Annotated in this window: 22 protein-coding genes; 7 read left to right on the plus strand and 15 right to left on the minus strand. The window is 68.4% G+C overall.

All coding sequences use genetic code 11. From position 1 onward, the window contains the following. Positions 1–72 precede the first annotated feature (72 nt). The 9 genes from QK291_RS02090 to QK291_RS02130 all read right to left on the minus strand — a co-directional run bounded on the left by QK291_RS02090 (position 73) and on the right by QK291_RS02130 (position 8,805). Positions 73–321 (minus strand): hypothetical protein, encoded by a 249-nt coding sequence (locus tag QK291_RS02090; protein ID WP_282378638.1) that lies wholly within the window; start codon positions 319–321, stop codon positions 73–75. A gap of 110 nt (positions 322–431) precedes the next feature. Beyond that, positions 432–1,250, minus strand: coding sequence for an HAD family hydrolase (locus tag QK291_RS02095; protein WP_282378639.1), 819 nt, complete (start codon positions 1,248–1,250; stop codon positions 432–434). A 55-nt stretch (positions 1,251–1,305) separates the two neighbouring features. Further along, positions 1,306–1,818 (minus strand): YbhB/YbcL family Raf kinase inhibitor-like protein, encoded by a 513-nt coding sequence (locus tag QK291_RS02100; protein ID WP_282378640.1) that lies wholly within the window; start codon positions 1,816–1,818, stop codon positions 1,306–1,308. A gap of 9 nt (positions 1,819–1,827) precedes the next feature. Next, the gene (locus tag QK291_RS02105) at positions 1,828–2,832 is read right to left on the minus strand and encodes a carbohydrate kinase (protein ID WP_282378641.1); all 1,005 of its coding nucleotides are present in this window, start codon (positions 2,830–2,832) and stop codon (positions 1,828–1,830) included. Between the two features lie 62 nt (positions 2,833–2,894). After that, complete coding sequence (locus QK291_RS02110) at positions 2,895–4,268, minus strand: MBL fold metallo-hydrolase (RefSeq protein ID WP_282378642.1); 1,374 nt, start codon at positions 4,266–4,268, stop codon at positions 2,895–2,897. Between the two features lie 163 nt (positions 4,269–4,431). After that, a complete protein-coding gene (nhaA, locus tag QK291_RS02115) occupies positions 4,432–5,781 on the minus strand; it encodes a Na+/H+ antiporter NhaA (protein WP_282378645.1) in 1,350 nt (449 codons plus the stop codon). Positions 5,782–5,859: 78 nt separating this feature from the next. Next, positions 5,860–6,555, minus strand: coding sequence for a TrkA family potassium uptake protein (locus QK291_RS02120; protein WP_282378647.1), 696 nt, complete (start codon positions 6,553–6,555; stop codon positions 5,860–5,862). Next, the gene (locus QK291_RS02125) at positions 6,548–7,939 is read right to left on the minus strand and encodes a potassium transporter TrkG (protein WP_282378649.1); all 1,392 of its coding nucleotides are present in this window, start codon (positions 7,937–7,939) and stop codon (positions 6,548–6,550) included. Before QK291_RS02125 ends, QK291_RS02120 begins: the two co-directional genes overlap by 8 nt. A 74-nt stretch (positions 7,940–8,013) precedes the next feature. Beyond that, positions 8,014–8,805, minus strand: a complete 792-nt coding sequence (locus QK291_RS02130) for an alpha/beta hydrolase (RefSeq protein WP_282378651.1) — start codon at positions 8,803–8,805, stop codon at positions 8,014–8,016. Between the two features lie 223 nt (positions 8,806–9,028). Here QK291_RS02130 and QK291_RS02135 point away from each other — a divergent pair, with 223 nt between their 5' ends. Then, positions 9,029–10,135, plus strand: coding sequence for a RelA/SpoT domain-containing protein (locus QK291_RS02135; RefSeq protein WP_282378654.1), 1,107 nt, complete (start codon positions 9,029–9,031; stop codon positions 10,133–10,135). Between the two features lie 13 nt (positions 10,136–10,148). On the opposite strand, the gene QK291_RS02140 is transcribed toward QK291_RS02135, so the two are convergent. Both QK291_RS02140 and QK291_RS02145 read right to left on the minus strand, forming a co-directional pair. Continuing rightward, a complete protein-coding gene (locus QK291_RS02140) occupies positions 10,149–10,889 on the minus strand; it encodes a peptidase E (protein ID WP_282378656.1) in 741 nt (246 codons plus the stop codon). A gap of 164 nt (positions 10,890–11,053) precedes the next feature. Beyond that, positions 11,054–11,494, minus strand: a complete 441-nt coding sequence (locus QK291_RS02145; RefSeq protein ID WP_282378658.1) for a protein-tyrosine phosphatase family protein — start codon at positions 11,492–11,494, stop codon at positions 11,054–11,056. Positions 11,495–11,761: 267 nt separating this feature from the next. On the opposite strand from QK291_RS02145, the gene QK291_RS02150 reads away from it, so the two are divergent. Continuing rightward, positions 11,762–12,763, plus strand: coding sequence for a bile acid:sodium symporter family protein (locus tag QK291_RS02150; protein WP_282378659.1), 1,002 nt, complete (start codon positions 11,762–11,764; stop codon positions 12,761–12,763). A gap of 31 nt (positions 12,764–12,794) precedes the next feature. On the opposite strand, the gene QK291_RS02155 is transcribed toward QK291_RS02150, so the two are convergent. Then, positions 12,795–13,361 carry a LacI family DNA-binding transcriptional regulator gene (locus tag QK291_RS02155; RefSeq protein WP_282378661.1) on the minus strand — a complete coding sequence of 189 codons (567 nt, stop codon included), beginning with the start codon at positions 13,359–13,361 and terminating at the stop codon, positions 12,795–12,797. Positions 13,362–13,714: 353 nt separating this feature from the next. On the opposite strand from QK291_RS02155, the gene QK291_RS02160 reads away from it, so the two are divergent. The 3 genes from QK291_RS02160 (at position 13,715) to QK291_RS02170 (ending at position 16,485) form a co-directional block, all read left to right on the plus strand. Then, the gene (locus tag QK291_RS02160) at positions 13,715–14,329 is read left to right on the plus strand and encodes a hypothetical protein (RefSeq protein WP_282378662.1); all 615 of its coding nucleotides are present in this window, start codon (positions 13,715–13,717) and stop codon (positions 14,327–14,329) included. A gap of 303 nt (positions 14,330–14,632) precedes the next feature. After that, on the plus strand, positions 14,633–15,949 hold the full coding sequence (locus QK291_RS02165) for an MFS transporter (protein ID WP_282378664.1): 1,317 nt from the start codon (positions 14,633–14,635) through the stop codon (positions 15,947–15,949). Then, positions 15,946–16,485 carry a hypothetical protein gene (locus QK291_RS02170; RefSeq protein WP_282378666.1) on the plus strand — a complete coding sequence of 180 codons (540 nt, stop codon included), beginning with the start codon at positions 15,946–15,948 and terminating at the stop codon, positions 16,483–16,485. The genes QK291_RS02165 and QK291_RS02170 overlap by 4 nt, the downstream gene beginning before the upstream one ends. Positions 16,486–16,522: 37 nt before the next feature. On the opposite strand, the gene QK291_RS02175 is transcribed toward QK291_RS02170, so the two are convergent. Further along, positions 16,523–16,846, minus strand: coding sequence for an antibiotic biosynthesis monooxygenase (locus QK291_RS02175; RefSeq protein WP_282378667.1), 324 nt, complete (start codon positions 16,844–16,846; stop codon positions 16,523–16,525). Between the two features lie 186 nt (positions 16,847–17,032). Here QK291_RS02175 and QK291_RS02180 point away from each other — a divergent pair, with 186 nt between their 5' ends. Together QK291_RS02180 and QK291_RS02185 are read left to right on the plus strand one after the other, a co-directional pair. Further along, a complete protein-coding gene (locus tag QK291_RS02180) occupies positions 17,033–17,848 on the plus strand; it encodes a CPBP family intramembrane glutamic endopeptidase (protein ID WP_282378669.1) in 816 nt (271 codons plus the stop codon). 166 nt (positions 17,849–18,014) lie between these two features. Then, positions 18,015–18,227: a hypothetical protein gene (locus QK291_RS02185; protein WP_282378672.1), complete on the plus strand. Its 213-nt coding sequence runs from the start codon at positions 18,015–18,017 to the stop codon at positions 18,225–18,227. On the opposite strand, the gene QK291_RS02190 is transcribed toward QK291_RS02185, so the two are convergent. Both QK291_RS02190 and QK291_RS02195 read right to left on the minus strand, forming a co-directional pair. After that, positions 18,224–18,850: a response regulator transcription factor gene (locus QK291_RS02190; RefSeq protein ID WP_282378674.1), complete on the minus strand. Its 627-nt coding sequence runs from the start codon at positions 18,848–18,850 to the stop codon at positions 18,224–18,226. The two genes, QK291_RS02185 and QK291_RS02190, sit on opposite strands and share 4 nt — an antisense overlap. After that, positions 18,847–20,040 (minus strand): sensor histidine kinase, encoded by a 1,194-nt coding sequence (locus QK291_RS02195; protein ID WP_282378676.1) that lies wholly within the window; start codon positions 20,038–20,040, stop codon positions 18,847–18,849. The genes QK291_RS02190 and QK291_RS02195 overlap by 4 nt, the downstream gene beginning before the upstream one ends. Positions 20,041–20,215 lie beyond the last annotated feature (175 nt).

A 20,215-nucleotide genomic window follows, 5' to 3' on the forward strand; every position in this document is an offset into this window, starting at 1 on the left:
CGGCGGCAAAGAAGGGGTGGGGCGTGTTCACTCCTGAAGCCTATCGGAGCCGTGCGGAGCCGTTGGGATGGATCAGCTGGCGGGCCGGAGGATCTCCACGCCGTCGCTGCAGTGCAGGAGCGTGCGGCCACGGCCGCCGTCGAGGTCCACCCAGACGGCAGTGCGGTCCGCTGTCACGGCGTCCACCCGACCTCCCGTTTCGTAGCCGGGCGCCAGCCGGACACTGACGCGGTCACCCTGCTGCAGGCTCGTCCAGTGCGCGTCCGGCGCCGCCGGGCGCGGGGGCGTGTCGTCCATGTTCTTTGTGCGGTACCTGGCCATGATTTCCCACCGTCAGTCTGCTGATCCGTCGTGAGATTCCAGCCTAGGACGCCAAGGTGAACACCAGTTGACCGCCAGCTGGGAATACGGTGCCGGTCAGAGGCGCCGGATCAGGGAAGCCTGACGCCCAGGGCGGCGAGCTTGGCCTCGAGGATCTGGGCGACGCCGTCGTCGTCGAAGTGCGGGGCCTGCTGCCCGGCGGCAAGGATGGCCTCCGGGTGGCCGCTGGCCATCGCATAGCCGTCGCCGGCCCAGCGCAGCATCTCGATGTCGTTGGGCATGTCTCCGAACGCGACAACGTCACCCGAGTCGATGCCCAGGGCCGCAGCGTATTCGGCAAGCGTGACGGCCTTGTTGACTCCGGGCAGGGACAGTTCCAGGAGCGCCATGTTCGGCGCCGAATGCGTCGCGGCGGCGAGGTGGGCGACGGCGGGGGTCACCTCGGCCAGGAACTCATCGGCAGTGCCCTCCCGGACGATGGCCATGAACTTCACCACGGAGTCTTCGCTCGTAAGGGTGCTGTGCAGCGGCGCGGGGGTGAGCTCGGCCAGCAGCAGGCTGCTGCCGGTGTTGAGGAACCCCGGTTCCAGGTGGAAGCCGGTCAGGGTCTCGGCGGCGAACACCGCGGAGGGGCGCAGCCGTTGAATGATCCGGCGCGCCTCGAAAACTGCGTCAAGCTGCAAGGCCCGGGCGGAAACGAGCCGGTCCGCTTCGAGGTCCCACACCACGGCGCCGTTGGAGCAGATGACGGTTCCCGTGTGCCCCAACTGGTCCTGCAGCGGGTGAAGCCAGCGTGGCGGGCGGCCCGTGACGAAGACCAACTCGATGCCCGCGTCCCGGCAGGCGTGGAGCGCACGGACGGTCCGGTCGCTGATTTTGCCGTCGTGGCCGAGGATCGTTCCGTCAATGTCACTCGCTACCAGCCGCATACTGCCAGTCTACGTTGGCGGTCCCGGGGCGGTTTCCGGCGGCTGTGGGCCGGACCTAGTGGCGTTCGTAGATCCCGGTCAGGCTCGCCCGGGCCAGGGTGTGCGGGGCGAGCTTGGCTTCCAGTTTCGCGGGGCGGGCGCCGGTGTCGAGCCCAGAGTGCGCGACGTCGAGGGCTTGAACCGTCACGACGTACCTGTGCGGGCCGTGGCCCCGGGGCGGTGCCGCGCCCATGTAGCCGGTGCTGCCGCCGTCGTTCTTGAGCTGGAAGGCGCCGGGCGGCAGGTGTCCGCCCTGGCGCGATCCTGTCCCGGCCGGCAGGGACGTGGTGTCAGCGGGGAGGTCGAGCACGGCCCAGTGCCAGAAACCGCCGTGGCCGGGGGCGTCGGGGTCGAACACGGTGACGGCATATCCCCGGGTCCCGGCGGGGGCGCCGCTCCAGCTGAGCTGCGGGGACTCGTCCTTGGCGCCGGCCCCGGTTGAGGCTCCGCGCTGGGCCGGCGGCAGGGTTTGGCCGTCCTGGAATGACTCACTGCTGACGCGGAAGGACGGGGCATCGTGGTGCGCCATGGCTGCCTTTCAGTTGCTGGGGAGTTCTGCACTTTCAGGGTCGGTGCGCGCGGTGTCGGTAGTGCGGGGAGCCTGGCCGCGCAGCTCCATCCGGGTCAGTTCCGCCCGGGTGGGCGGGTTGGCGCCGGCCCGGGACACTGTGACGGCGGCGGCCCACGCGGCGTGGGCGAGGAGGTCTCGGAGGCTTTCGGACGAGAGCTCCCGGAGGTCCTTGCGGTTCTGCGCCCCCGCCAGGCCCAGGTCCACCACGCCCGAAAGCAGGGCTGCCATGAAGGAGTCCCCCGCACCGACGGTGTCCGCGACCTTCACGGACGGGGCCGGGAAGTGCGCCTCGCCGGCGGCGTTCACGCCCCAGGGTCCTCGGGCGCCGCGGGTGACCACCACCATCGCCGGGCCCTCCGAGCCACCGAGTTTCAGCCAGCGCCGGGCGGAGTCCAGCGGGTCCTCGCCGGGGTAGAGCCATTCGAGGTCCTCGTCCGAGGCCTTGACCACGTCCGACAGGGTGACGAACTTTTCCGCCTGCCGGCGTGCGTAGTCCACGTCGGTGATGATGCTGGGCCGGCAGTTGGGGTCGAAGCTGATGGTCGCCGAGGGATGGGCATGCTCGACGGCGGTGAGCACCTCCGCGGCGCCGGGAGCCAGCATGGTGGCGATCGAGCCGGTGTGCAGGAGCGTCGTGGCCTGCAGCATGAACGGCAGCCGGTCCGCGAGCCCGGGCAGTTCCCAGGCGAGCTCGAACGTGTAGCTGGCGGCGCCGCCGTCGTCAATCAGGGCGGTGGCAATGGAGGTGGGGAGCTCGTCCGGGGCCAGCGGGAGCAGCACCGAACTGGATTTCAGGTGGGCGGCCACCGATGCGCCGTAGGCGTCGCGGCCGTAGCGGCCGATGAACTGCACCGGATGGTCCAGCCGGGCCAGCCCCACGGCGACGTTGAGGGGGCTGCCGCCGACATGGGCCTGGATACCGGAGGAACGCTGGACGACATCGACCAGGCCCTCGCCAATAACTGTGAGCATGCTCATACTCTGCCAGAGAACGCGGGCCGGCGCCCCAGTGTTTCGGTGCGCGGGTGTTTCGTTCAGGCCGTGGCGGCTGTGGAGACCGGGGCGGTGTCCACCGCGATCCCGGCGGGGCCGGCGTCGTCGAATTTCGCGTCGATGTGGACCACGTCCCGGCCGGCGCGCTGCAGCAGGCTCGCCGCGGTGCCTGCCCGGTAGCCGGTGGCGCAGTGCACCCAGAGTTTCCCGGCGGGCACGGAATCGAGCCGCCGCAGCAGTTCATGCAGCGGGACGTTCACCGCTCCGGCCACCCGCGAGACGGCGAATTCGTCGGCCCTCCGCACGTCGACGACGGTGTCCCCGGGAGCCTTGCCGGCGAGCACACCGTCCCAGCCCACGCGGGGATAGGAGGCGAGGGCGGCGCGGGGCGCCAGGGTGTGCGGGTCCGTTCCGAGGGCCGCATCCGGGGAGTCGATGCCGATCCGGGAAAGATCGCGGATCGCCATTTCGACGTCGTCGCAGGATCCCACGAGGGTCAACTGCTCCCCCCATGGCAGGATCCAGCCCAGGTAGGTGCCGAAGCTGGTGCCGTATTCGAAGCTGACGCTGCCCAGCAGGTGGTTGCTGGCGAACGCCACGCGGCGGCGCAGGTCCACGACCCACCCCCCGCCCTCCAGCCGGCGCATCAGCTCGGCGGCGTCGAGGGACTCCGGCACGGCCAGGTCCGCCGGTCCGGGCCCGACGGTGTTCGTGACCCCCATGTGGGCGTAGTAGGAGGGATAGGCCGTGAGGTTGGCCATGAGTTCCTGGACGAAATGGCCCTCGTCCGGGTCCGTCAGGGCGTGGTTGCTGGTGAGCTGTTCGCCGATCGTGGAGGAGCCGGCGCCGCTGGCCGGGCCGGAGGAACAGAAGGAACCGAACCCGTGGGTCGGAAACAGGGCGGCCTCGGGCGCGGCCGATTCGACGAGCCGGTGCACCGAGCTGTACTGGTCATGCGTCAGCCCGAGGGTGTCCCCGGCGCCGACAAGGTCCGTGCGGCCGACCGAACCGTAGAGCAGGCTTCCGCCGGAGAAAACGGCCTGCTGCCCGCCGTCGTCCACGATGAAGGACAGGTGGGTGTGGGTGTGGCCGGGGGTGGAGACGGCCTTGACCGTCAGCGCACCGACCCGGACGGTCTGCCCGTCCGTGATCGGCTGGCGTTCGAAGGTGACCGGGTCGGCGGCGTTGACGAGATAGCTCGCGCCGTGCGCCCGAGCCAGCTGGAGGCCGCCGGTGAGGTAATCGTTGTGGATGTGCGTCTCGGCGACATGCGTGATGGTTACACCGGCGGCGTGGGCAGCCGCGTCGACGCGGTCCGTGTCCCGCTGCGGGTCGATGACCAGCGCCACGGAGCCGTCATGGACGAGGTAGCTGCGGTCCCCGAGTTGGGTGGTCTCAATGACAATGACGTCCACGATTCACTCCTGGCTGGTCATGGAAAGGACGGCCGCCGGGCGGCCGGCCGCGCACTCTCCATGATGAAACCCCCCGGGGTATGAACGCAAGCCTTCGTCCATGCCGGGGACCGGCATCGCGCGCCGCGCTTCCCGGCGGAGCCTGGCGGGGCTACCCGGAGTGCTACTTGGCGGGGCCGTCCTCCTGGTAGACGTCGGGAATCCCGTCCATGTCCGCGTCGACAGTCTCCGCCTCCTGGACCTCCCGGTACTGCCGGTTCCTGGTCCGCAGCACCAGCATGGCCAGCAGGGCGGCCAGCACGGACGCCGCCAGAATGCCCACCTTGGCGTGGTCGTCGTGGAGGCTGCCCTGGCCGAAGCTCAGCTCGGCCACCAGGAGCGAAACGGTAAAGCCGATGCCGGCCAGCAGGGACACTCCGAAGACGTCAATCCATTTGAAACTGGTGTCCAGCCGGGCCTTGGTGACCTTGGTGAGCAGCCAGGTGGTGCCCATGATGCCGATTGGCTTGCCGAGGACCAGCGCCATGATGATGCCGACGGCCACGGGGTCGGTGAGCGCCGAAACCAGTCCGTCCCAGCCGCCCACGGCCACGCCTGCGGAGAAGAACGCGAAGATCGGGACGGCGACGCCGGCCGAGATCGGGCGGAACCGGTGCTCGAAGATCTCCGCCAGACCCGGACCGGCGTCCGGACCGCCGCTGGCCTGGGAGCGCAGGACTGGAACGGCGAAGCCGAGCAGCACACCTGCGACGGTGGCGTGGATCCCCGAGGCATGGACGAGGGCCCAGGCAACAGCACCGATGGGCAGCAGAATCAACCACGCGGCCGGGGCCTTCATCCCGAAGAAACGCCGGTACTTATGCGCCAGGAAGGCGTAGAGGGCCAGGGGAATCAGGGCCAGCAGCAGCGGCGTCACTTCGAGGTCACTGGTGTAGAAGACGGCGATGATGGTGATGGCGATCAGGTCGTCCACAACGGCCAGGGTCAGCAGGAAGATCCGCAGGGCGCTGGGCAGGTGCGAGCCGATGATGGCCAGCACGGCGACAGCGAAGGCGATGTCGGTGGCGGTGGGGATGGCCCAGCCGCGCAGGGTCTCCGGGCTGGCGATGTTGACGACTATATAGATCAGCGCCGGGATAATGACGCCGCCGGCGGCCGCTGCGACCGGGACGACCGATTTGTCCAGCTGCCGCAGGTCACCGGCGATGAACTCACGGTTGAGTTCGAGTCCGACCAGGAAGAAGAAGATCGCCAGCAGCCCGTCGGCCGCCCAGGCGCCGAGGCTGAGTTCCAGGTGCCACGGTTCGTAGCCGAATTTGAGGTCCCGCAGGGCGAAGTAGCTCTCGGAAGCGGGTGAGTTGGCCCAGATCAGTGCGATCACGGCTGCGGCCACCAGGAGGGCGCCGCCGACGGTCTCCTTGCGGAGGATCTCTCCGATCCGGAGGGATTCGGCGTAGCTGCCACGGCCGAAGATCGTCATACGCGGCCGGGTGGGGGGAGGCGTGGGGCTCATGCGGGGAGTCCTAAAAGTTGGGTCGACAGAACTATGCCGACCAGACTTCCCGGCGCACCTGTCACCCAGTCTAGTCGGTCACTGCATGGTGCTGAACCGTTCGGCCCTGGCTTTGCTGCCCTGGACGATGATCTGGTCGTCGTCGTAGAGCACCGTTTGCGCCGTCGTGTGGCCCCAGGTGCCGCCGGGACGTTTGACGGCAACGATGGTGACGCCGAATTTGTCCCGGAGTCCGAGCACTCCCAGCGGCCGGTCGCGGACGAGGGAGGGCGGGCTGGTGCGGATCATGACGAAGTCGTCCTCGAACTCCACGTAGTCGAGAATCGAGCCCAGAACCAGGTGCGCTACACGCCTGCCCATGTCGTGCTCCGGCCGGATGACGTGCTCGACGCCGAGCTGGCCCAGAATCTCGGCGTGCGGCTCGCTGATGGCCTTCGCCCAGATCTGGGGGCGCTGGAATTTCAGAATCCGGGATGTGGTCAAGATGCTGGCTTCGATGTCCGAGCCGATCCCGACCACGGCACGGTCAAACTCATGGACCGAGAGCTGGCGCAGCGCCTCTTCCTTGGTGGAGTCGGCCCTGACCACGTGGGTGAGGCGCCCGTTGTAAGACTGGACAATGTCTGCGCTGGCGTCGATGCCGAGCACCTCCGTGCCCTGCGCCTCCAGTTCCAGGGCCAGCGAGCCGCCGAAGCGGCCGAGTCCGATGACCACCACCGAGGACGCCTTGTCACTGACGGCAGCGGAATGGGACGAGAAGATGTTCCTAGCCAATGAGGGGCCTTTCCTTGGGGTACTCGTAGAGCAGGGGTCGTTCGCGCAGGGCCAGGGCCGCGCCCAGCGTGACCGGACCCAGCCTCCCGACGAACATGAGAAAAATGAGCACGACCTGACCGGCGGGCGGCATGCCGGCGGTGATGCCTGTGGACAGCCCGACGGTGGCGAAGGCCGAGACGACCTCGAACAGGATCCGTTCCTGCCCGAAGTCGGTGATCAGCATCAGGAACATCGTGGAGCCAACGACCAGGGCGATCGCCAGCAGCACGACAGTAATGGCCTGGCGGTGCACCGCGCGGGACAGTCGCTTGCCGAAAATATTCACGGCCGTTCCGCCCTGCAGTTCGGTGCTGAGGATGAAAAACAACACGGCGAACGTGGTGATTTTCAGGCCGCCGGCTGTACCGGCCGGGCCGCCGCCGATGAACATCAGGATGTCCATGCCCAGCCAGGACACGGGGTTCATCTGGGCAATGTCGATGCTGTTGAAGCCCGCGGTGCGGGTAATGACGGACTGGAAGAAGCCGGCCAGCACGCGCTCGGCCGGATGGAGGCCGCCCAGGGTTGCCGGGTTGGCCCACTCGACGGCGGTGAGGAAAACAGTCCCGCCGGCCAGGAGGACGCCCGAGCCGACGAGGACGAGCTTCGTGTTCATGCTCCAGTGGATCGGACGCCGGTACTGCCGGCCCAGTTCGAAGAGGACCGGGAATCCGAGTCCGCCGATTATCACGGCGGCGGCGATCGGCAGGCAGATCCAGGGATCCCCCACGAACCCCATCAGGTTGTCCGAATACAGGGCGAAGCCTGCATTGTTAAAGGATGAGATGGAGTGGAACACGCCATGCCAGACCGCTTCGCCCAGCCCATAGCCGTAGCCGGCCATAAAGCGGACCGTGAGGATCAAGGCCAGCGCTGCTTCCACGACCACGCTGATGAGCAGAACGCCGACCAGCACGCGGCGCACGTCACCGAAACCGCTGCTTTTGGTCTCGGTGGCGGCGGATATCCGGGACTTCAGCCCCAGCCGGCGGGCGGTGAGGACCCCGAGCAGCGTGCCGAAGGACATCACGCCGAAGCCGCCGATCTGGATGAGGGCCAGAATGACCACCTTGCCGAATCCGCTCCAGAACACGGGTGTGTCCACGGTGATGAGGCCGGTGACGCAGACGGCCGAGGTAGCGGTGAACAGCGCCTCCAGCAGGCTGGCCCCGCCCCCGCCCGCCCTGGCCACCGGGAGCAACAGCAGCCCGGTCCCGACGGCGACGGCGGCGGCGAAGCCCAGCACGATCACCTGGGCCGGGTGGCGCGGGGCAAACACCTTGAGGAACCGGGTGAGACCCGCGGCCAGGGCGCCCGGAACCGCGGGAACTTCGACTTGCATAGCCGCCACGCTACCACCGGGCCGCCGCCACGCTACCACCGGGCCGCCGCCGCGCGTCCATGGGCTGGCAGAGGTCAGCCGAGCAGCAGCTGCACGAGTTCCCGGCACTTCCGGTAGGCGGCGGCCTTCGGGTCGATCAGTGCGAAATGGTCGCCCGGGACCTTCAGGAGCTGGACCGGGGCGCCGGCGGCCTTGGCCGCCGCAGCGTAGGAGTCGGACAGGCTTTCGGGGACGTCGTCGTCGTCCGTGCCGTGGACGGCATAGACGGGGACCTTCAATGGCACAGCGCTCATCGGGTCCGCATACTTATGCCGTTTCGGGTATCTCTGGGAGGAGCCACCGAGCAGGTTGCTGACCGCGCCGTTGCTGAGGTTCAGGCGTTCGGCTTCGGCGAGGTTGAGGACCCCGGACTGGCTGACGACGCCGGTCAGGTGCACAGCGCCGTCGTCCCTGCGCAGCAGCTGGCGGTCCGCGTCCGGGGCGCCGAGCTGGGCGAGGCGGGATCGGCCCGCAGCCCAGACCGCAAGGTGCCCGCCCGCGGAGTGTCCCAGCGCCACGACCCGGTCCAGCCCCAGCCCGTGTTCACCGGCGACGTCGCCGAGCTTGTCGATTCCGGCGAGCACGTCGGCGAAGGTATGGGGCCATCCTCCGCCGTTGCCGGCCCGGCGGTACTCCAGATTCCAGGCGGCCATGCCGTGCGCCGCGAGGTCCTTGGCCAGGGGTTCGCCGAGTTCCGCGCCGTACTGCGAGCGCCAGTAGCCGCCGTGGATGACCACCACCACACCCTTGGTGACGGCGGACTCCGGCAGGATGAGATCCCCCCACTGGCTGGGATCATCGCCGTAGCTGTACCTATGCCGCTTCACAGTGTCCTCCTTGGGGCCCGGTGAACAGGCGGCGGTAACTGCCCCCAGAGTCACCGTCGCTGCGGCCGCGATCAAAGCCCGACGCCGCACATCAGCCATGTGAGGAGCCTACCTTGAGCGCCGCGCGGCACGGCGTAAGGCGCCACCGGCCCGGGCTGCCGGGCCGGTCAGCGCGGGGGGTGTCACCCCCTCCGCCGTCGTACCCCGGCCGTAAGCTGGATGCATGGCAAGCAACTGGGATCGACTGGACCCGAAACTGCGCGCGTCCGTGCAGGAAAACGTGGAACTCTACGAGCGCGTGCGCCCTGCCCTGAAGCTGGTCACCCGCGAGGTCCTGCTGACGTTGCGGAGCATGCTCAAGGGCACCGAGGTGACGCCGCTGTTCGTTACCGGCCGCACCAAGACAGTCGAATCCTTCCGCGAGAAGATCTCCCGCATCGAGGAGCCGCTGGAACCGGGCGGCCCGCCGGTGCTGAAGTTCCCGGATCCGTTCCGGACCCTGAATGACATGGTGGGCATCCGGGTGATCACGAAGCTGCCGGCGGAAAACGCGGTGGTCGCCAACCTCATCAAGCGCCAGCGCCAACTCTTTGACTGCCGCGGGGACCGCGAGAAGGACATCGGCTCCATCGAGTCGGGGACGTACGGTTATTCCAGCCGCCACCTGATCCTGCGGACCATCCAGAACGAGGCCGTCAAGGAGTACCAGCAGGGCTTCAACCCGGAGGTCCAGCCGAACGGCAGCTACTTCTTCGAATGCCAGATCCGCACCGTGTTCGCGCACGCCTGGAGCGAGATCGAGCACGACATCCGCTTCAAGGCCGAGGACCCGCGCGCCTGGACCCCGCACTTCGACCGCCAGTTCACCGCCACCGCGGCCATGCTTGAAACCGTGGAGGGGGCATTCGCTGACCTGCACGAACGCTACGAAGAGGTCCGCAGCTACTGGGACATGGACGGCGAAGGCGCCGCGCAGCTCACTCCGAACCGGATCCGCGATGTCTGGCGCACGCTCCTGCCGCACGTGGACCGGAAGGTCGACGACGACTGGGGCTGGGCCGCCGAGCTGATGGCCGCCCACGGCCTGAACCAGACCATGCAGCTGGCCGGGCTGCTCAGCGCCAACCGGATCACCGAGGTCCGCAGGGCCCTGGACCACCGCTACTCCCCCGGCCCTGACCGGCTCCTCGATGACCTGTTGCTCTGGCAGTACGGCACCAAGCACATCGACCTCACCGCCGAACCGGCGGACGCCGTCCCGCACCCGCGGCGCGACAGCCTCCTGCGGCGGCTCAAGCAGATCGAGCGCTACCGGCTGACGCAGGGGTAGTGAAACGCCGGCCCTACAGTTCCGTTGGCTCCAGGCGTTCCTCGAGCACTTCAGCGGTTGAATTCCCGGAGTGGACCAGCCGCACGCGGTACGCGGCCCTGCCGGGCGTTTCGGTGACCACCTCAACCAGTTCCGTTCCGCGGTAGAGCAGCCCCACGCCGTCGTCGGTACAGTGGGTCTCCCCCAGGGTTCCGTCCGCCACCAGGCGGTGCACGAGCGGGCGGCGTGCGGCTTCGGAGTCGTAGTGGACCCCGTTGTCGTAGGGCAGCAGTCCCAGCCCGTTGTCCACCGCTCGTAGCTCGGGACCGAATGAGTCGGTGGTCCCGCCGTTGAACCAGCAGATCGATCCGGCCGAGACGCCGGCCAGCACCACCCCGGCTTCCCAGACGCGCCGGAGGATCGCGTCCAGCCCGTGGGCGCGCCAGACGGCGAGAAGGTTGACCACGGAACCGCCGTTGACCCAGACGAGGTCCTGGCCGAGCAGGTATTCCTCGACGTTGGCAACGTTGGGCATGGTGAACAGGTTCAGGTGCGTGAGCTGGAAGCCGGCAGCGTTCCCCGCTTCGCTGATCTCGTTGTTGAACCACCGCTGGTCGCCGCTGGCGGTGCCGACGTGGGCGACCCTGGGCGCCCGCCCGGTGACACCGGACAGGTCCACGGCGTGATGGACCAGCTTGTTGAACTCCAGGCGTGTCCGCTCCCCTGGCTTGTAGCCCCCGGAGGTCGCGAGGATGGTTGGGCTTTCGGTAGCCATAGCGGGGTTCTCCTGGGTCGGGGACGAGCGGTCTTAGAGTCGAGACTACCCAAGCCCGCGGAATCGCCCGGCAGGTCTCCGCCAAGCCAGGCGGCATTTAGCGGGTGGCCCGCCTGTGGTCGCAGCACCCGACGTGTGACCTAATGTCGGGACTTTTTGGCGTTCTATCCCCGGGGGTTCTGGAACCTGGCCACGTACTTCCGCTGCCACGGAGTCTCGACGGCGCCCCGGCGGTAGCACGCCCGGACGAAGGCTACGGCTTCCGCGGGCGGGACGCCGTCCAGGACCGCAAGGCAAGCCAGGGCGGTGCCGGTCCGGCCACGGCCGCCCCAGCAGGCCACCTCGACCCGCTCCTTCTCGGCGCGGGACCAGGCCTCCCTGAGCGCGTCCAGAGTGTCGGCGTCGTCGGCCGGCAGTCGAAAATCCCGCCAGCGGACCCACCGGCAATCCCATGGCACCGGCGCCGGGCGCCTTCCCAGCAGGTAGAGGCCAAACTCCGGCCGCGGCCCGGCGGGAAACGGCAGGAGCAGCCCTCGGCCGCGGATCAGACGTCCGGAAGGAAGTTCTAGGACTCCGCTCTGGCCCGGATCCCAGGTCTGCGTCATGTTTTCGAGCGTAGCCCTTCCGCCGGCAACACGCACCGCCCGCGTTCCTGCCCCGTTACTCCCCGGCCGCAGCCCGAAATCCCTGCGATTCCGGCCGGCACGCCGTGACTTCCAGGGTGCGGGCCGGAGTAAGTGGGCGGGAGTAAGTGGGCGGGAGCGCAGCCTGGTGGCCGCGGAGCCGGCCACCAGGGCAGAAAAATCTGACATATTCGCGGGCGGAGCGGTCACGAACTCGCGCTGCTGCGGGCGTAGTGGCACCATCTTTGGATGCTTGAGGCAACCAAAACCCCACAGTCCGCCCCCGAGGCCAGTGCCGTCCCGGCCAACCCCGCACTCGCCGCCGAGGCAAGGATCGCCCGCATCGCGGTGACCGTGTTTCCGCTGCTGGTGGTCGCCGCCGGCGTCGCCGGATACCTGCTGCCGGACGCATTCAAACCCCTGGGCCCCAGCGTGCCGTACCTGCTGGGCATCATCATGTTCTGCATGGGCCTGACCCTGACGCCGCCCGACTTCGCTTCGGTGGCCAAGCGTCCCTGGGCCGTGGTGCTCGGCATTGTGGCGCACTACGTCATCATGCCCGGCGCCGGCTGGCTGATCGCCGTTGCCCTGAACCTGTCGCCGGAACTGGCCGTGGGCCTGATCCTGGTCGGCTGCGCACCCTCGGGCACGGCGTCCAACGTGATGGCATTCCTGGCCAAGGGCGACGTCGCCCTCTCGGTCGCCGTCGCCTCCGTGTCCACCCTGATCGCTCCGGTCGTGACTCCGCTGCTGGTGCTGTTCCTGGCCGGTTCCTATCTGCAGATCGACGCCGGCGGCATGGTCGTGGACATCGTCAAGACCGTGCTGCTGCCGGTGATCGCCGGCCTGCTGGCCCGGCTGTTCCTCAAGAAGCTGGTCGCCAGGGTGCTGCCGGCGCTGCCCTGGGCCTCCGCCGTCGTCATTTCACTGATCGTGGCGATTGTGGTGGCCGGATCCGCGAGCAAGATCGTCGCCGCGGGCGGGATCGTGTTCCTGGCCGTGGTGCTGCACAACGGTTTCGGCCTGGGCCTGGGGTACCTCGCGGGCAAGCTGGGGCGCCTGGACGACAAGGCCCGCCGCGCGCTGGCCTTCGAGGTCGGCATGCAGAACTCCGGTCTGGCCGCCACCCTGGCGACGGCGCATTTCAGCCCGCTGACCGCGCTGCCCTCGGCCGTGTTCTCGCTCTGGCACAACATTTCCGGCGCCATCGTCGCGGCCTGGCTGGCACGGCGTCCGCTGCAGGACGGCTAGCTGCAGTGTCCGGCCCGCGCTGTCCGGGCGGTCAGTCCCGAAGCCGCGCGATCAACGTCGCGACGGCCTGCTCGACGACGGCGTCCGCTCTCCCCGCAGCCGCCGGTGCGAGGACGTCGACGCCCTGCGGCTGCAGGGTGTCCGAGAAAACCAGCAGGGCCACGCCGCGTTCGACGAGTTCCGCCATCGTCTCGAGGTCGACGGCGGTGCGCTCCGCCGGCACGGAGCCGAGGATGACGGCGTCGGCGCCGCCGGAGAGCATGAACTGCCGCCAGCTCTCGCCCACCAGGATGACCGGCTGGTAGCCGTGCGAGGGCAGGACCCTGGCGGCCGCCGCGGCGAGCGCGCGGTCCCGGGGATCGTCGAGGTCGGTGATGGCCACGGCCACGACGTCGGTGCGTCCGCGCCGCATCCCGCGGGCGGCCCGGTTGGGCACATACCCGAGCTCGTGGGCCGCGGCACGGACCCGGTCCTGCGTGGGCTGGCTTATCCGCGTGTTTCCGCCGGGGCGGCCGGAAAGAACGTAGGAGACCGTGGTCAGGGACACTCCCGCCGCCTCCGCGACGTCGCGGATGGTGGGCTTGGATCCGTGCCGCACTGCTGACTCCTGGGTACTTCTCCGCCGCGGATGCGCGGGGGCTCTGGGGCTCGGCGCCCAGTGTGAACTCTAGTCCGCGGGGAGGTTTTTGGTGAACGCCGCGGGCCGAGGGTCCACGGACAGGTCAAACTGGGCATCGCTTGAGTGACGAAGTGGGACGAGAACCTGCGAACCCAGGCCCGCTGGCAATAGATTGCTTAACAAGCCAGCAGATCACAGGAGGTGGAGGACGTGTCGTTGACCCCGCGTCGCATTGGTTACCGACTCACTATGGTTAATGGGATAGCCGACCGCATCTTCGCCGTGCTGCCCGGCTCCTCGCAGGTCACCAACGCCAGGGAGGCGTAGATCCGATGGCAGAAGACAGATACACCACCGAACGTGACACTTTCGGGCGGCTCCTGGCGGACCGCGAGGTCTGGCGGCAGGCTGGCACCATCCCCGCGGCGGGCGAATTGACCGCGCGCTGGCTGGAAGGCCGGAGCGAGTACCAGCCGGGCACATTTGCCCCGAGCTTCGACGATGAAACGAAGTCCATCGCCGGCGAGCTCGCGGAGCTGAACCGGAACGGGCTCTTTACCAAGGAATCGCAACCCGGCGTACTCGCAGAGGGGCTCTCGCAGCGCGCCTACGTGACGGGATTCTGCAGTGCGGAGTCAGCGGCAGCGCTCCTGGAGCTGTCCGGCCGGACCGATCTGGTGACCGTGGCCCACGCTCCCGGCGAAGCGAGCCAGTCTTCCATCCCCGTGACCCTGCAGGACGGCGAAGTGGCGACAGTCCTGGGCAGCAGCGAAGGCCCGACTGGCGAAGAGCAGCTCCGGGACTGGTCCCGGGAGGCCAACGACACCCTCGCCCTGCTGCTGGCCGAGTCCTGGTACGTGGAGGTCTTCGACCCGGTGTGGGGACGCAACGGCGTGCTCATGCCGGCAGTCCTCGATGCGCTGGCCGGCGTGGAAACGGACCGCTAGGGCGAGTCCCAGCTGGCGCGGCCCAGCTGCCTCGGGCCCCAAATTCCGGGCTACACTGCGTCGTTTAGCCGTCGCATGTGCAGCGCTGATCCTGGGGGACATCGGCCATTACCGAGTCGACGTGCTCGCCACAGCCGGCCCAGGTGATTTTTCCACAACGATTACAACGAACTGCAGCGCACATAGGAACTCCAATTTCGGGGTGCCGCGGATGCCGCACCTAATGGAACAATAATACCCCATAGGGTATATTGGAGAGGTCCCCGGCCCCCGGGGAAGCCCCGGGAGCCACGAAGGATCAGCATGGACACGCAGAAACTGCCGGAAGGCTCGCAGCCGGACCAGGCCACCAGGCCTGGGCGCATCACGGCTTCAATACCGCCCGGGCTGGAAGACCAGCGCCTCCAGCGCCGGGTGGTCTCGGTCCTCGTCGGCGGCCAGATCCTTGGCGGCATCGGAATGGGGGCGACGCTTTCCTTGGGCTCCCTGCTGGCAGCTCAGCTCTCCGGGTCCAACGCGTGGTCCGGCATGGCCGCCACGATGAGCACCCTCGGCGCCGCGTTCGCCGCGGTCCCCCTGGCCCGGCTGGCCCAGGCCCGTGGCCGGCGGATCTCGCTCTCCACCGGGGCCCTGATTGCCGGCGCGGGAGCCGTAACGGCTATCACCTCGGCTGCGCTGGGTGTCTTTCCGCTCCTGTTGCTGGGCCTCATGCTCCTCGGCTCGGGCTCCGCCGTGAATCTGCAGGCGCGTTTCGCCGCCACCGACCTTTCCCGGCCCGACTCCCGAGGCCGGGACCTCTCGATTGTGGTGTGGTCCACCACGATCGGAGCCGTCCTGGGGCCGAACCTCTTCGGTCCCGGCGAGACCGTCGGCGCCGCCCTTGGCCTGCCCCCGCTGACGGGCGCGTTCGCCTTTTCCGTGGCCGCCCAGCTGGCGGCCGCCATCGTCTACGCGACCGGCCTCCGGACAGACCCTCTCCTCACCGCCATGGCCTCCCGTGTGCCCGATCTGGAAGCACCCCGGCCCAAGAGCGGCCTGCGGATTCTGCGAAGCAACCCGAGGGCGCGATATGCGGTGGCCGCCGTCGCCCTCAGCCACGCCACCATGGTGGCGCTCATGTCGATGACGCCCGTGCACCTGCGCGACCATGGGGCCAGCCTCACGGTGGTGGGCCTGACGATCAGCCTGCACATCGCCGGCATGTACGCCTTGTCCCCCGTTTTCGGCTGGATGGCGGACAGGGCCGGGCGGCTGCCCACCATCCTGCTGGGCCAGGGCATGCTGCTGGCTTCACTGGTGCTGGCCGGCGTCGCGCCGGATTCCGGCACCGCCGTGACCGCGAGCCTGATCCTGCTGGGGCTTGGCTGGTCCGCTTCGGTGGTTGCCGGCTCCGCTCTCGTGGCCGAGTCGGCCCACGTGCAGGACCGGCCGGCGATCCAGGGCGTTTCGGACCTGAGCATGAACGCCGCCGGGGCAACCGGCGGCGCACTGGCCGGCCCGGTGCTGGCCGCCGTCGGGTATTCGGGGCTCGGCTTCCTCTCCACCGCCCTGGTGGTCACCGTGATCATCTGGACCGCCCTTCAGCCACAACGTCCCCTCGCAGACCAGGAACAGCCATGACCGTCCACAGCAAACCCGAAGAGAACATCCCCCCGGGCACGGCTGGGTCACGCACCGGCCGCGTCCGGCAGCTCCCGCAGCAGGTGCTCCGCAACTGGCCCCGGCCGCGCGTGGCCGCGGCCGTCGTCGCGGCCGGCCTCGCCGCGACCTTCCTGCTGGCCGCCAACGGCATGATGGCCGGCGCCGGCACCGGCTGGACCGGCTACGCCCTGGTGGGTGCGGGGTCAATCCTGGCCGGCGTCCTGGCCGGCAGCTACGTGAACGCGCCGATCGGCGCAGCAGCCACACTGTGCGATCTACGCTGGCCCGCCCTGGGCCTCTTCGGCGCGGTGTGGTCGAGTTCGGCAAGAGAGGCACTCCCGGCAGCCCAGATCGCCGTCGGCATCCTGTCCCTGAGTGTGATGGCATGGGCCCTGCACGGCCGCCTGGAGCTGGAGCGCAAGGTCACACTGGGTCGCAGCGGATCGCCGGATGATGACGTCGACGTCTGCACCGACTGCCGCCCACTGTTCCACGCCAAACCGCGGCAGGACTGATCTGACGGGGGCCGCGGTCACTTCGGATACCGGACGGCTAGGGCGAGTCCCAGCCGATGCTGGCCGCCTCATCCAGGGTGCGTGCCTCGAAATGCTCCAGCATCTCGCGCATGCCTGCCATGCTCTGCTTGAACACCTCGGACGCGCGCCACTGCTCGGCCTGTTCCAGGGACTCCCACGGCCCGGTGCTGACGAACCGGTTCCGGACGGCGTGGTCATGCATCAGCACGGCCTTCGCGTGCGGGAAGTCTTCCTGGGTTTTCCGGGCCAGATCCCGCCAGGCCTGAACGAAATCATTCTCGCGGCCCGGATGCACCAACCAGATTCCCAGCGTGTAAACCGACACGTCGATCGCCTCCATAGTCTGCAAGGGGTGGATACCCCCGATTATCGGCCCGGCCGCCAGCCTGTCGGTAGGGCCGATCTACCCTTGGGCGTGCCGCCGTTGTACTTCCGGGGTGAAACGTGACTCAGCCGCCCATGGCCCGAGGTGCCCACCTGGCCCTTAACCGTTCCGCGCCACCGACGGCACTGGCATGCTGGTGGAGTGACATCGATCTCTAGAGAAGGTCAACGCACGGCGCTCAGCTGGAAGCTGATGCCGGCGGGGCTTGTCTCGGCGTCCGGAGTGCTGCTGTTTGGCGCGGAGAATGACCTTGGCTACGGCACACTTGCCGCGGGTCTGGCCACGGCGGCTTTCATTGACCGTGAACTGATGCGGCATCTCACGCTGATTGCGGCGGGGATGGTCATTATCAGCATGGTTCCGCTGGACGCTGACTTGAGCACGCAGCACATGGTCCTTATGGGCGGCGCCCTCGCCATGGCTGTGCTGGTGCCGTGGCTGGTGTCGCGGGTCGTCTACCGCGAGGACATCATCAAATTTCCGGTAAACACCGGCCGAAAATGGCCGTTGACCGCCAGGTTGTACCTGATCGGCGTGGTCCTGCTCGGCTGCTTCATTCTGCCCGTCTACCTGATCCGCACCGGGGTCTACCAAAACTGGCCGGACGCCTCCGATCCGGCCATCTTCTGGAAGCTCTTTCTCGGAGTGAACGCCGTTGGGATTTGGGATGAGCTGTTCTTCATCTGCACCACGTTCACCCTGCTGCGGCAACACTTTCCGGACTGGCAGGCCAACGTCCTGCAGGCCGTGATCTTCTCGTCCTTTCTGTGGGAGATCGGCTACCAGGCCTGGGGGCCGCTGCTGACGTTCCCGTTCGCGCTGCTGCAGGGCTACACCTTCAAGCTGACGAAGTCCTTCACCTATGTCGTGACCGTGCACCTGACCTTCGACTTCGTGCTGTTCCTCGCCCTGGTGCACGCGCACAACCGCGACTGGCTGCCGATTTTCCTGTACTGATCACGCGTTAGCCGGGAGGTGCGCGGGCCGACTCACCCTTGACGAGATCGCCAAGGCCTCCGCGGCCTGGGCGAGGCCATGGTCGGCATCAACGTGGACGAGATCCCCGAGCCGCACCGCCTCGCCCAGCGCGGCTGGTAGCAAGACCACTCTGAAAGGAACGAACTTGATCACCCGTCATGACGACTGGGCTCGCCTCATCGGTGCAACAGTGGAAATCCGGCGCCGGGGAGACCCCGTCCGCACAGGTCTCGTTGACCACGCTACGAGGGACTCCAACGTCCTCTGGCTGGCGCAGGAAGGCAATAGCCCACGGAAGATGATCGACAAAGCCCAAGGCTACGAAGCCTGGGCGGGGATTACGGGCAACGGCCCCTAGCGCATGCCCTCGCGGCGGATGGCGGTGGCGATCGCCGCGGAACGGGTTTCGACCCCGAGTTTCGCGTAGATATGTGCCAGGTGCGTCTTCACCGTTGCCTCGGAAATGAACAGCCGCTGGCCGAGTTCGCGGTTGCTGAGTCCTTCGGTCAGGAGGCTCAGCAGCTCGGCCTCGCGCGGGGTCAGGATGGCGTCGGGGTTGCGCAGTTGCTGGAAGAGCCGGGAGGCTACCGGTGCGCTCATCACGCTCTGGCCTTGGACTGCGCCGCGGACAGCTGCGAAGATCTCCTCGGGGGAGGCGTCCTTGAGGAGATAGCCCATCGCCCCGGCGTCGACTGCGCGCACGATGTCGGCGTCGGAGTCATAGGTGGTGAACACGAGGATCGCCTGCCCGCTGTTGCGCTGCCGCAGCTGCTTGATGGCCTCGATGCCGTCCATTCCGGCACCCATGGCGAGATCCATCATCACCACAGCCGGGCCGTGCTGCCCCGCCAGGGCGAGAGCCTCCTCACCCGAGGCGGCCTCGGCCACCACCTCAATGCCGGGCTGGGTCCCCAGCAGCGCCTTGAGCCCGCTACGGACCACCATGTGGTCATCGGCCAGCAGCACGGTTATGGTCTTCACAGTTTCTTCCTGGTCGGCAGTTCCGCGGCCACAACCGTCCCGCCACCGGGGCTGCTTTCCACCGAGAATACCCCGCCGAGTTGTTCGACCCGCTGGCGCATGGCGCGCAGTCCGTAGCCTCCAGCGTCCGACGGTGGCGCCAGCGACGACGGATCGAAGCCCGCGCCGTCGTCGAACACATCCAGTGTGACGAAGCCCGGGAGGAAGCCCAGCGTTACCGTTGCGTTGGCCGCGGACGCATGCAGCGCCGTGTTGGCGGCCGCGCTTTGGACCACCCGCAGCAGGGCGTGCCGGGTGTCGGCGGGAACGGGACGGGGCTCGCCGGTGACCAGCAGGTGCACACCCGGCAGGTACTGCGATGCCGCTTTGAATATGGCCTCCGGCAGTGGCGCCGTTTCCAGCCCAGGGGAAGCGAGGTCGTGGACCAGGCTGCGGGTTTCGGCCAGGTTCTGACGCAGCACACCGCTGGCGGAGCGGACGTCCTCACGTGCGGCCGGGGTGGGCCAGGACCGGTGGGCCGCCTCCAAGAGCAGGAGGCTGCTGGCCAGGCCCTGGGTCACGGTGTCATGAATCTCCCGGGAAACCCGCGCACGTTCCTCGATGCTCCCCGCCCTGCGCTCGGTGGCCGCCAGTTGACCCTGCGCCAGCGACACCGCCGCATGGAGCCGGCGCTGCTCCTCCGCGTCGTGCTCGATGCGGTCATGGATCAGTGTCAGCATGACGCCGACCGCCAAGGGACCGAGGAGCATGGCGACGTCGGTGCCGCCGCCAAGCCGGAAGAGTCCGAACGCCGTCGCGGCCGCCGTCGCGCCGCCGGCGAGGTAGGCGACCCACCCGGTGAAGCCCGTGCGGCACAGGAAGAACAGCGCGAACGAGCACCAGGCAAAGCTCGGTGCCACAATCACCAGCACGGCCCAGAGCACTACCAGGACGAACATCCACACCGCCCACGGCCGCCGCCGCTGCGAGAGCACGGCGATCAGCGCGTAGAGCGTACAGACCGCCGCGGCGAGTGCCAGAACCCCCAAGTTATCCGCGGGGCTGTGCCGCATCATGTAGCGGACCGCGGACGCCACCAGGAGCACGGCAAAACCAAGATGGACGACTGCGTCGATCCGGCCAAGGGTCCCCCTTCCGGTGGCATTGTCGCGCTGCGAGGGCTCCGGCGGGGAGGCTGGTAAGTCAGGCATGGGATCCGGTTCCGGTGGATGGAGTACTACCCACCATGCTAGGGCGCGCGCCGTGGCGCCGCCTCAGCCATTTGGCTGATACTGCTGCCCTTACAGGGGAGGAAGCGCCAGACGAAGGCCCGATGCCGACCCGCACGGGAGCGGAAAAGATGGATTCGGGGCCGGGCCATCAGCC

The organism is Arthrobacter sp. AL12 (assembly GCF_029960645.1).
Taxonomy (GTDB): domain Bacteria; phylum Actinomycetota; class Actinomycetes; order Actinomycetales; family Micrococcaceae; genus Arthrobacter.